Here is a 12,160-nt window from a genome sequence, read left to right on the forward strand (position 1 = left end):
ATACCGCCCCGGCCCCCGCCCCGGCCGCCAGCCCCGACCCCGGCCCCGGTCCCGGTCCCGGCGGAATATTCGGGTGCCCGGTGTGCGGGGCCGCGTTATCGTCGGCCACATGAACGTCACCGGCCCCCGCACCACCGCGACCGCGCGAGCGACCAGCTCGCCGGTTGCCGCCGCCTGACCTTCCTCTCCCCCCGGCGACCGGAAACGGCCCGCCGGCAATGCCGTGGCGCCTCTGGCCCCGGCCGGGTGACCGAGCGGTCCCGTTCTCCGGCGCCTCCCCCGCTGCAACGCGAAGGAGTCACCCCATGCGTACGGAACAGATCGTCAGCACCTTCATCGACTACTACGAAGAGCGCGGCCATCGCCGGATCACCGGCTCGACCCTGCTGCCGCCGCCCGGCGACTCCGTACTCTTCACCACCTCCGGCATGCACCCGCTCACCCCGCACCTGGAGGGCCGCCCCCATCCGCTGGGCAGGCGGCTCGTGAACGTACAGCGTTGTCTGCGAACGACGGACCTGGACGAGGTCGGGGACGCCACCCACCTGACCGTCTTCGAGATGCTCGGAACCTGGTCGCTGGGCGACTACGAAGGCCCGCTCAGCCTGGAGTGGGGGTACGGGCTGCTCACCGAGGGGCTCGGGGTCGATCCCGGGCTGTTGCATGCCACCGTTTACGGCGGTGACGAGCGAACCGGGCCGGACACCGCCTCGCTTGAGCTGTGGCAGCGTCTTGGCGTGCCCGTCGAAACCACCGTGGAGGACAACTGGTGGTCCAACGGTCCTGTCGGACCGTGCGGCCCCGACTCGGAATTCTTCCTGTGGAGTGGTGAAGGCCCGCCGCGGTCGACGCCCACCCGCGACGACCGCTGGGTGGAGGTGTGGAACCACGTGACGATGACCCACCGCCGCCTCGGCGACGGCTCCCTCGTCCCCCTCCCCCAGCGCAACGTCGACACCGGGCTCGGCCTGGAGCGGCTGGCCTCCCTGCTCCAGGGCAGGCCGTCCGTCTTCGCCTGCGACGTCTTCGACCCCTGGCGCCGGCTCGTACCCGGCCTGTGGCCGCTGGAGGAGACCTCGCTGCGCCTGGTCTGCGACCACCTGCGCTCGGCCGTCGTGATCCTCGGCGACGGCGTACGCCCCGCCAACACGGGCCAGGGCTACGTGCTGCGCCGCCTGGTACGGCGGGTGCTCACCGTGCTCCGGCGGGAGGACCCCTCACGCGGCCTCGAAGACCTGCCGGAAGAGCTGGTCCGGCACACCCTGGACCACTTCCGGCAGGACATGCGCCCGGACGACGTGCTCCGGGTGCTGCGCGAGGAGGAGCACCGGTTCGACCAGCTCCTGAAACGCGGCCGACAGGTACTCGCCCGGCCCCGGTTCCACGGCCCGTTGACCGAGGAAGACTTCCACTACCTCCACGACACCCATGGGCTGCCGCGCGACCTGATCACAGGCCTGCGGGAGGGGTGAAGGGGGGGGCGGGCTGCACGGGGATTTCGCCATCGCTGGGCTTCCCGCCGACCCCGGGGGCGCCCCGGCGCGCCCCGCCGGTCTCGCCGGTCCCGCCGCCTCAGCGGTAGTCGTCCGGGTGGTCCTGCATCCAGGTGTTGATGCCGTCTCGGGTGCCGACGATCTCGGAGAAGTGCTTCTCCAGGTGTGCTGTGGACCGGTCCTCGCCCAGCTTGCCGAACAGGACCTTCATGTCCGCCAGCGGCTTCTTGAAGTGGCCGGGGCCCCTGCCGTCCGCCCGCATCGCCTCGTCCAGCTCCGTGAGCTCCTGGGTGACCCGGCCCAGGAAGTAGGCGCAGTCCCCCGCGCCCGGCGTGCAGGTCTCGTCGAGTGTGGCCTGGAGGGTCGCGAAGGCGTCGCGTACGGCCTCGGGCTCCGGTTCGACGCGGCCGGTGGGGTCCTCCGTCGCCTCGGCCGCCGCCCGTTCGGCCGCGTCGGCGTTCTCCACCGGGTCGGGCGACTGCGGTGCCGTGGCGGGCGGTGCGGAAGAAGCGGCGCCGAGGCCGCCGTCGGTCTCCCCCTGGGTGCAGGAGACCAGTGCTGCGGCCATCAGCACGGCAACCGCCGTAGCGCGTACGCCTGTTGCGGTAGCCGGTCTACGGATGGCGCTGCGGGCAGTCGTACGTACAGGCATGAGGCCCCCCTCGTGTGATGGGTCCAGACCATATACCGCCGCACGGACCGGCCCTCAGGCGCCGCCCCTGTCCACCTCCGCCAGGAAGGCCGCCAACTCCCCGTACACCGCCGCCGGATCGTCCAGGTGCGCGTCGTGTCCGGCGTCCGGTACCACGGCGATCCGCGTCCCCGGGCGGCGCTCGGCCATGCGGTCCGCCTCCTGCTGCTCCAGCATCCCCTTTTCCGCCCGCACCACCAGCACCGGGCACCGCACCTGGTCCCACGCGTCCCAGTAGTCCCGCTCGGCGTTCTCCTGGACCGTGGCGACCATGACGTCCCGGTCGACGCGTGGGTGCAGGCCGCCGGGGCCCGGGGCCAGACCCGCCGCCCAGGCGCGGCCCGCCGCTCCCCCGCCGAAGAACGCGGTCGCCGCCTCGGCGTCCGGGAACGGGACCGGCCACGAGTCCAGCCAGGCGCCGATCGTCTCCGGCAGCGAGGGGCTCGGGCCGCCGGGGCCCGCCTCGATCAGGACCAGGGCGTGGACCAGCTCCGGGTGGGCCGCCGCGGTGAGCAGGGCCGTGAGACCGCCCATGGACTGGCCCACCAGGACCAAGCGCCCGGTGGAGAGGCCGAGCGCCTGGGCGACCTCGACCACATCCCGTACGTGGGCCGCGCGGGAGACGTCCCCCGGGCGACGGGTACTCGCCCCGCTGCCCCGTGCGTCGAAGGCGACCACCCTGTGCCTGGCCGCGAGCCTGGCCGTCAGCGCTTCCCATTCGCCGCAGTGGCCGGCCAGGCCGTGCAGCAGGAGGAGGGGCGGGCCTTCGCCATCGTTTCCTCCGCTGTCCGTGTCCGTGCCGGTGTCCTTGCCCGTGCCCTTGCCCGTGCCCGTGCCCATGTCCGTGCCCGTGCCCGTGTCCGTGTCCGTGCAGAACAGGCTTACCGGCCGGTCGTTCTCGTCCTTGCCCTCCACCTCGATCGTCATCCCCCTCGGCACCATGTGACGGCCTCCCTTCCCCTTCGCGCCTCTGTCCGCCCGGCCGGCCGGTCGCGGGACCGGAACGGGCGTTAGCCTCGGTACGGAGACTGACACGCGGACGGACACGAAAGCGATGGTGGCGGCGATGGCCAAGGTTCCGGCAGCGGCGGTGGCGGCCGGCGGGCTCGTCGGGGGTTACGGCGTCGCCCGGTGGACCAAGAAGCGTCCGCTCGGCGGGGTCGCGCTCGCCGCCGCCGGGTCCCTCGCCGCGTACGAGTGGAACCGACAGGCCGGACCGCGTGCGGCCACCGCGCTGACCGTCGCGTACGTCGCCGCCTTCGCCGGGTCGCACCCGCTCGCCAAGAAGGTCGGCGCCTGGCCCGCCGTCTTCGCCGTCGCTGGTGGCGTGGCCGCCGCGTCCTGGGCCGTCACCCGCCGCAGCGGCCGCTAGAGAGCGTCCGGCGGATCAGGGCCGTGACCTCGACCATGATCGCCAACCCCCCTCGCAACGGCCACTAGAGAGCGTCCGGCGGATCAGCGTCGCGACCCCGGCCATGATTCCCCCTCCCCCTCGCAGCCGCCGCTGGAGAGCGTCCGGCCGGTCAGGGCCGCGACCCCGGCCATGATCCGCCGCCCCACCTGGGCCTCGCGCGGCTCGCCCCCCATGTGCCCGGCTTCCGTGCGTCCGATCCCGGACGAACCGTCGACGTCGTGCGTCCGGTCCCGGACAGACCGTCGACGTCGTGCGTCCGGTCCCGGACGAACCGTCGGCGTTCATTCTTCGCCCGGCCGAAAAGACTTGACGCATCACGGAAATATCGAACCTCTCCATAGGCGCCAGGCGAATGTTCATCTAAGGTCCACGTGCGGAGAAATCGGCTGTTCGGCCACGTCGCCGCAGCGCGCCGGTCCGCTCCCGGGGGAGACCCGGACTTTCCTGGTCACAGGGTTGCTCATGAATAGCGAACCTGCGAAAAGTGACTCTCTCCAAGCACACTTGACAACTCATGCCGCCGACGTTTGACAGGCACTTATCAGCCACCTAGTGTCCGGACCGTTCGGGGTCAGCAGATCGACTCCGGGCTGTCCGTTGCGACTTGGGGGAGATGCCATCGAACCCCAGGTCCGGTATTACGGCGCACCTGCACGCCGTTCCATCTGCAATTGGGGGTCGTCGGGATGCCTACCCGAAATGTGTTACTGCTGCCGCAGACGAGCCAGTTACGCGCGCTGCATACCGTCGTGCGGGACAAGAACACGTCGGGGAGGGACTTCGAGGTCTACTCCCGGCGAATCATCCGGCTGTTACTGGAATCCGGGCTCGACCTGCTTCCCTTCGAGAAGCGCGAGGTCACCACGCCGGTGGGCGAGACCTACCACGGGCTGGAATTCACCCGGCGCGTCTGCGGGGTCTCGGTGGTCCGCGCCGGGGAGAGCATGGAGACGGAACTGCGGGAGATCGTTCCCGGAATCCGGATCGGGAAAATCCTGATCCAGCGGGACAAACGGACGAAGCAGCCCGAGCTGTTCTACAAACACCTCCCCGATGACATAGGCACGAGCCATGTCCTGCTGATGGAACCCATGCTGGCCACCGGAGGATCCGTGCTCGCCGCCCTGAACGTGCTGCGCGAGACCGGAGTTCCGGACGAGAACGTCGTCCTGATCAACTTCCTGGCCTCCCCCACGGGACTGGAGCGCGTCAGCCTCGCCGCCCCGGATATGAAGATCGTGACCTCCGCCGTGGAGGACGGAATGAATGAGAACGCGTTCATGATTCCCGGAATCGGTGACTTCGGAGACAGATTCTTCGGAACGGCCCCGGCGGCCGCCTCATGAAACAACGTGTCGGACTCGACTCCGCGCTCACCGTCCTGGCACCTGTCGTCTGGGGCAGCACCTATCTGGTGACCACCCAGTTCCTGCCGCCGGACCGCCCCCTCCTCGCCGCCGCCGTACGCGCGCTGCCGGGTGGGCTGATCCTCACGCTGGCGGGACGGCAGCTTCCGCAGGGCCACTGGTGGTGGCGGATCCTGGTGCTGGGCGCCCTGAACATCGGCGTCTTCTTCTACCTCCTCTTCGTCGCCGCCTACCACCTGCCCGGCGGGGTCGCCGCGCTGGTCGGCTCCATCCAGCCGGTCTTCGTCCTCCTGCTGTCCGCGCTGCTGCTGCGTGCGGCGATCCGTGGCTGGCAGGTCTGGGCCTGCGTGCTCGGAACGGCCGGCGTGGGCATGCTGGTCCTGGGACCCGAGGCCGGGCTCGACGCGGTCGGGGTGGTCGCCGGCCTCGGCGGCGCGGTGTGCATGGCGTCGGGCATCGTCCTGACCAAGCACTGGGGCCGCCCGCCGGGGGTGGGGCTGCTCACCTTCACCGGCTGGCAGCTGGCCGCGGGCGGTCTGCTGATCGCCCCGGTGACCCTGCTGGGCGAGGGCCTTCCCGATCGGCTGACCTGGTCGAACGTCGCCGGGTTCGCCTACCTCAGCCTCGTCGGCGCGCTGCTCGCCTACGCCGTCTGGTTCCGCGGTATCGAGCGGCTGCCCGCCCTCACCGTGTCGCTGCTCGGCTTCGCCAGCCCGCTCGCCGCCACCATCCTCGGGTTCCTCTTCCTGCGGGAGGGACTGTCGCTCATCCAGGGCGTCGGAGCCGTCGCCGTGGTGGCCGCGGTCCTGCTGGCCCAGCGGTCGACCGCGCGCGACGCCCGGGTGGCCCGCGAGGCCGGCCCGCCACCGAAGACCGCCGGGGCGGGGGCGGACGGCCCCGCCGCCGCCGGGCCCGCACATCCGGCACCACCTCCGTCCGAGGCCGGGATCCGACCGGCCGCACATTCCCCCCGGCAGACCACGGAAAGGGAGCAGCCATGACGCGGCCGGTCCTGTTCGACCTCGACGGAACCCTCGTCGACACCCCGAACGCCATCGTCGAGAACTTCACCGCCACGCTCGCCGCCCTCGGCGTTCCGGCCGTCTCCCCCGAGGAGATCCGGGCCACCATCGGGCTGCCGCTGGAGAAGGCGTTCGCCCAGCTCATCGGAGTCTCGGCGCCCGCCGCCACGGTCGAGGAGGCCGTGCCGTGCTACCAGCGGCTGTACCGCGAGCAGATCGTGCCGAAGGCGAAGTCGCTGCTGTACCCGGGAGTGGCCGACGGCCTGGCCGAGCTGTGTGAGGCGGGCCTGGTCCTCGCCATCGCCACCAGCAAGCACACCGCGAGTGCCGAGGTGCTGCTGACGGCGGCGGGCATCCGGGACCACTTCGCCATGGTCGTCGGCGCGGACGCCGTCACGGAGCCCAAACCCGCGGCGGAGACCGGGCTGTTGATCGCCGCCGAGCTGGGCCATCCCGCCGTCCGGGCCATCATGGTCGGCGACACCACACACGACATCTCCATGGCGCACAACGCCGGCATGCGGAGCGTGGCGGTCACCTACGGCATCCACTCGCCCGCCCAACTGGCCGCGGTGAAGCCCACCTGGACGGTGGACGACTTCCCCGCCGCCGTCGACCGGATCCTCCACGCCGGCTAGCCACCCGCCGCACCCCCGCACCCCCCGCGCCCAGCAGGCGCGCACCAGATCCTCCACGCCGTACCACCGCGTGGACCCCCGGCGCCGCGATTCCGCGCGCCCGGCCTTCTCTCCAGCCTCCGGGCCGGGGCCACCGTAGCCCCGGCCCCCCGATCCACCCTGCCCCGGCCGCACGGCCGACGGGCCATGCCCTGCTGCCGCCAGGCCGGTGACCGGGCCCCCCACACCCTGCCGCCGCCTCCCGGTGGCGGGGCCCTGTAGGGCATCTCAGCCCATGAGCCCACCTCCCACGCTCAGCACCGGCCGGCACCGGCCGGCACCGGCGCATCCGGACCGACACGGCCGGACCCATCGCAGATCTCACTCCCTGAGGGGTCTTCAGAATGAGCATCAGCACGTCGACATTCGACATACGTCAGCAGCACGCGTCCCTGCCGGACCTGCTGCACCACCAAGCCCGTGAGCGCCGCGACGACACCGCCGTGGTCTCAGCGGAGGGCCGCCTCACTTTCGGTGAACTCCACCTGGCCGCACAGCAGTTGGGCTCCCACCTGGCCGGTATCGGGGTCTCGCCCGACACCTGCGTCGGGCTCTTCGTGGAGCCCTCCGCCGACCTGGTGACGGGTGTGTGGGGCATCCTCGCCGCAGGCGCCGCCTATCTTCCGCTCTCGCCCGACTACCCGGACTCGCGGCTGCGTTACATGGCCTCCGACGCGGGCGTCGGCGTGGTCGTCACCCAGCGCCACCTACGTGCCCGGCTGACCGGCCTGGTCCCCGAGGGCACCTCGGTGGTCACCGTCGACGAAGCCGCGGCCACCCCCGCGAACGCCGTACGTCCGCTCCCCGAGCCCCGCGAGGACCACCTCGCCTACGTCATCCACACGTCCGGCAGCACGGGCAGCCCCAAGGGCGTGATGATCGAACACCGCAGCGTCGTCGCCCAGTTGCGCTGGCTGGAGCGCAGCGGATACCTCGGCCCCTCGGTCTCCATCCTCCAGAAGACACCGATCAGCTTCGACGCGGCGCAGTGGGAGGTCCTCGCCTGCGCGGCCGGGGCCCGGGTGGTGATGAGCCCGCCGGGATCGTTCCGCGACCCCCAGGCCATCATCGACACGATCCGGGCGCACGGTGTCACCGCCCTCCAGGGCGTACCCACCCTGCTGCGGGCCCTCGCCGACAGCGGCGAGTTCGACACCTGCTCCACGCTGACCAGGATCTTCTCCGGCGGCGAGGCCCTCACCCGGACCCTCGCCCAGGATCTCCTCAGCACCCTGCCGGGCGTCTCGCTGGTCAACCTCTACGGCCCCACCGAGGCCACCATCAACGCGACCTCCCTGCGCGTCGACCCGGACATCCTCGGCGACGAGAGCCTGCACATCCTGCCCATCGGCAGGCCGGCGGACAATGTCACCTGCCACATCCTGGACGAGAACCTCCGCCCCACGGGCACCGAGCGGGGCGGCGAACTGTTCATCGGCGGCGTCCAGGTGGCCCGCGGCTACCTCGGACGCCCCGACGTCACCCGGGAGCGCTTCATCGCCTCGCCGTTCGACCCGGACGAGCGCCTGTACCGTACGGGCGACCTCGCCCGGTGGAACGCGGACGGCACGATCCAGTACGAGGGCCGCACCGACAACCAGGTCAAACTGCGCGGCTACCGGGTCGAGTTGGAGGAGGTCGCCTCGCGCGTCGAGGAGCACACCTGGGTCCGCAAGGCCGCCGCCGTGGTCACCGACAACCCACGGACCGGCTCCCAGGTCCTCGTCGCCGCGGTCGAACTCAACGAGCACACCGCGGCGGTGATGGACCAGGGCCGCTCCGACGCCGCCCACCACCAGTCGAAGTCCTCCAAGCTCCAGGTGAAGGCCCAGCTCGCCGACCCCGGGCTGCGGGAGCCCGCCGAACTCGCCGGCCGCCCGGTCATCCCCCTCGCCGGCGCCGAGGCGACGGCACAGCAGCGGCGGGTCTCCTTCGCCCGCAAGTCGTACCGGTTCTACGAGGGCGGGCGCGCGACCCTCGAAGGGCTCCAGGCCCTGCTCTCCCCGCCCCCGGTCCAGGCCGCTCCCCCGCGCGGGGCCGGCGAGCTGACCGCCGGGGAACTCGGCTCCCTCCTGCGCTGGATGGGGCCGCACCGCAGCCCCGAACGGCTGCTGCCGAAGTACGCCTACGCCTCCCCCGGGGCCCTGTACGCCACCCAGCTCTACCTGGAGGCCGACGGCGTGGCCGGGCTGTCGGGCGTCTACTACCACCACCCCGCCGACCACACCCTCGTACGCGTCGGCGACCACCCCGACCCGGGCCACGCACCCGATCTGAAGATCCACTTCCTGGGGAAGCGGCGGGCCATCGAGCCGGTCTACAAGAACAACATCGTCGAGGTGCTGGAGTTCGAGGCCGGGCACATGCTCGGCGTCCTGGAAGAGGTGCTGCCCGGCCTCGGCCTCATGGTGCGCCCGGACGGCTTCGACCCCGCATACAAGGCGCGGCTCGACGTGGCGGACGAGGACCACTACCTCGGCACGTTCGCGGTGGTCCCGCACGACGACCGCCCGCGCGCCCAGGAGGTGGAGCTGTACGTCCAGGCGCACGGTGACCGGGTCGACGGGCTGCCCGGCGGGCTCTACCTGCACCAGGACGGCACGCTGGTGCGGCTCGGTGAGGAGGTGGTGGAGCGGCGCCACGTCATCGCGATCAACCAGGGCGTGTACGACCGGGCCTCCTTCGGCATCAGCGCCGTCGCCCGGACGGACGACGCCTGGCGGCGGTACATGGTCCTCGGGACCCTGCTGCACCGCCTCCAGCGCATGCCGGGGACGGGCCTCATGTCCTCCGGGTACTCCTCGCGCACCGGCCATCCGCTCCCGGCCTCGCAGCGCCTGGACGACCTGCTGCGGCGGGCGTCGGCCCCGGCGGCCCCGGCCTCGTACTTCTTCGTCGGCGGCCCGATCTCCGAGGCGCAGGCCGAGCACGAGGGCATGAACGAGGACGCCGTGCACACCAAGGGCCCGGCGGAGATGATCCGGGACGACGCCGCGCAGTTCCTCCCCGACTACATGGTCCCCTCGCGCGTGGTCGTGGTGGACCGGCTGCCGGTCACCGCCAACGGCAAGACCGACCTCAAGGCCACCGCCCTCCTGCCCGAGGTGGCCGCCGGCGGGAACACCGCCGCACACGTCGAGCCCAACACACCGACCGAACGGTGGCTGGCCGCCGAGTGGGGGCGCCTGCTCGGGTACGAAGAGGTCTCCACCCAGGACGAGTTCTTCTCCTCCGGCGGCAACTCCCTGCACTCCGTCGCGCTGGTGAACCGGATCAACAAGCGCTTCGGGACGCGGCTCCCGCTCCAGACCGTCTTCGAGACGCCGACCCTGGCCGGGCTGGCCGCGCGCATCGACGACCGCGCCCCCGCACCCGCCTCCCGGCTGGTGCGGCTCAACTCCGACGGCGCACCCGCCCAGGTCTTCGCCTGGCCCGGCCTGGGCGGCTACCCCATGAACCTGCGCACGCTCGCGCTGGGCTTCGACGGTGAGCGCTCGGTGGCCGGAGTACAGGCGTACGGCATCAACGACGGCGAGGCGCCGCACACCACCATCCGGCACATGGCGGAGGCGGACATCGCCGAGATACGCCGGATCCAGCCCACGGGGCCGTACACCCTCTGGGGCTACTCCTTCGGCGCCCGCGTCGCCTTTGAGACCGCCTGGCAGCTGGAGCAGGCGGGCGAGAAGGTCGAGAACCTGCTGCTGATCTGCCCCGGCAACCCGCACGTCCGGACGGAGGACGGCCGGCGGTGGGGCCGCGAGGCCTCGTTCGCCAACCCGGTCTACGTCACCATCCTCCACTCCGTGTTCGCCGGGACGACCCACGGGCCCGCCGTGGAGGCCTGCCTGCGCGAGACCACCGACGAGGACTCCTTCGTCGCGTTCGTGCACCGCTCGATGCCCGCGCTCAGCGAGGGGACGATCCGCCGCATCGTCCAAGTGGTCGGTGCCACCTACGAGTTCGAGTACACCTTCCGCGAGCTGCGGGAGCGCCGGGTCGAGGCGCCGGTGACGATCTTCAAGGCGCGGGGGGACGACTACTCGTTCCTGGAGGACAGCTCCGGCTACTCGGCCGAGCCGCCACGGGTGATCCCCCTCGCCGGCGACCACTACGAGGTGCTGAAGGAGCACGGTGTCGCGGAACTGCTCGCCGGTATACGGACTTTGGACATCTTCCCGTAGGCCCTCGCCAACCTTCCGTAGCCCCTCGGCGCCTGTTCCCGTAGACACTCGGCACCCGTTTCCGTAAACCCTCGGCACCCGTTCCCGTAGACCCTCGACACTCGTTCCCGTAGACCCCTCGGCACCCTTCCGCACGGTCGGCGCAGAGGTCGGCACCGCCACCGGCACCGACCTCTGCGCCGGCACCCAGGCGTACGTGCCCGCCGTGGAAGCAGCCAGGACACATTCCGCCCACCACCACCGAAGGAAACCGATGAGCCCCGCAGCATCCACGATCCCGGTCGTCCACACCGAAGAGGTCCGCGAGGCCCTGCACGAGGGCCGCCCGGTCGTCGCGCTGGAGTCCAACGTCATCACGCACGGCCTGGCCTACCCGGACAACGCGGAGACCGCCCACAAGGTCGAGGCCGCCGTACGCAAGGGCGGCGCCGTGCCCGCCACGATCTGCCTGGACGGCGGCGCGATCAGGGTCGGCATGACCGACGACGACATCGAGCGCTTCGCCTCCGAGCAGGGCATCCCGAAGGTCTCCAGCCGCGACCTGCCGGTCGTCCTGGCCCGGGGCGGGCGGGGTGCGACCACCGTCGCCTCCTCCCTGGTCGCGGCCGAACTCGCCGGCATCCCGTTCTTCGCCTCGGCCGGTCTCGGCGGGGTCCACCGGGGCGCGCAGACCACGATGGACGTCTCCTCGGACCTGATCCAGCTGACCCGGTCCAAGGTGGCGGTCGTCTGCGCGGGCGCCAAGATGATCCTCGACCTGAAGCTGACCATGGAGTACCTGGAGACCCAGTGCGTCCCGGTGATCTCCACCGGTTCCGACGACTTCCCGGCCTTCTACTGCGCCTCCAGCGGGGTGCGCTCCCCGCACCGCGTGGACGACGACGACCTGCTCGCCCGGATCGTCGCCACCCACTGGGCGACCGGCCACCCCGGCTCGGTGGTCATCACCACGCCCCCGCGCCCCGAGGACGCGGTGGACTCCGACGAGGCGGAGCGGGCGATCACGGAGGCGCTCGTCCAGGCGGAGCAGGACGGCGTGAGCGGCCAGGGGCTCACCAAGTACCTGATGCGTGCCGTCGACCGGGCGACCGGAGGCCGGACCGCCCAGGCCAACATGGCGGTCCTCATCTCCACCGCCGAGACCGGGGGCAGGCTGGCCGCCGCCTACGCCCGGCACGTGAACAGCGGTTCCTGACGGGGGCGGGGGGGCCGGGGGGGGGGGCCCCCCCCCCCCGCCCGGGGGGGGGGGGGGGCCCGCGCCCCCCCGCCCCCCCCCCCCCCCCGCCCCCGGGGGGTTGGCCGGGCCCCCCCC

9 protein-coding genes are annotated in these 12,160 nt (G+C 72.0%); 7 read left to right on the plus strand and 2 right to left on the minus strand.

The window, feature by feature from the left end; translation table 11 throughout:
- The first annotated feature begins 305 nt into the window (after positions 1–305).
- Positions 306–1,472, plus strand: coding sequence for an alanine--tRNA ligase-related protein (locus AB0917_RS11730; protein WP_366819329.1), 1,167 nt, complete (start codon positions 306–308; stop codon positions 1,470–1,472).
- 100 nt (positions 1,473–1,572) lie between these two features.
- Here the strand turns inward: AB0917_RS11730 and AB0917_RS11735 are convergent, their stop codons facing one another.
- Together AB0917_RS11735 and AB0917_RS11740 are read right to left on the minus strand one after the other, a co-directional pair.
- On the minus strand, positions 1,573–2,067 hold the full coding sequence (locus AB0917_RS11735) for a hypothetical protein (RefSeq protein ID WP_366819330.1): 495 nt from the start codon (positions 2,065–2,067) through the stop codon (positions 1,573–1,575).
- A gap of 132 nt (positions 2,068–2,199) precedes the next feature.
- Positions 2,200–3,111: an alpha/beta hydrolase gene (locus AB0917_RS11740; protein WP_366819331.1), complete on the minus strand. Its 912-nt coding sequence runs from the start codon at positions 3,109–3,111 to the stop codon at positions 2,200–2,202.
- 139 nt (positions 3,112–3,250) lie between these two features.
- Here AB0917_RS11740 and AB0917_RS11745 point away from each other — a divergent pair, with 139 nt between their 5' ends.
- From AB0917_RS11745 to AB0917_RS11770, 6 genes are all read left to right on the plus strand, one after another.
- Complete coding sequence (locus AB0917_RS11745; protein WP_366819332.1) at positions 3,251–3,556, plus strand: hypothetical protein; 306 nt, start codon at positions 3,251–3,253, stop codon at positions 3,554–3,556.
- 743 nt (positions 3,557–4,299) lie between these two features.
- The gene (upp, locus tag AB0917_RS11750; RefSeq protein ID WP_366819339.1) at positions 4,300–4,944 is read left to right on the plus strand and encodes a uracil phosphoribosyltransferase; all 645 of its coding nucleotides are present in this window, start codon (positions 4,300–4,302) and stop codon (positions 4,942–4,944) included.
- A complete protein-coding gene (locus AB0917_RS11755; RefSeq protein WP_366819333.1) occupies positions 4,941–5,966 on the plus strand; it encodes an EamA family transporter in 1,026 nt (341 codons plus the stop codon). Before upp ends, AB0917_RS11755 begins: the two co-directional genes overlap by 4 nt.
- The gene (locus tag AB0917_RS11760; protein ID WP_366819334.1) at positions 5,963–6,625 is read left to right on the plus strand and encodes an HAD family hydrolase; all 663 of its coding nucleotides are present in this window, start codon (positions 5,963–5,965) and stop codon (positions 6,623–6,625) included. Before AB0917_RS11755 ends, AB0917_RS11760 begins: the two co-directional genes overlap by 4 nt.
- Positions 6,626–7,008: 383 nt before the next feature.
- Positions 7,009–10,848 carry an amino acid adenylation domain-containing protein gene (locus AB0917_RS11765; RefSeq protein WP_366819335.1) on the plus strand — a complete coding sequence of 1,280 codons (3,840 nt, stop codon included), beginning with the start codon at positions 7,009–7,011 and terminating at the stop codon, positions 10,846–10,848.
- Between the two features lie 253 nt (positions 10,849–11,101).
- The gene (locus AB0917_RS11770) at positions 11,102–12,043 is read left to right on the plus strand and encodes a pseudouridine-5'-phosphate glycosidase (protein WP_366819336.1); all 942 of its coding nucleotides are present in this window, start codon (positions 11,102–11,104) and stop codon (positions 12,041–12,043) included.
- The last annotated feature ends 117 nt before the right edge of the window (positions 12,044–12,160 follow it).

Source organism: Streptomyces sp. NPDC007346, assembly GCF_040703535.1.
Taxonomy (GTDB): Bacteria; Actinomycetota; Actinomycetes; order Streptomycetales; family Streptomycetaceae; genus Streptomyces.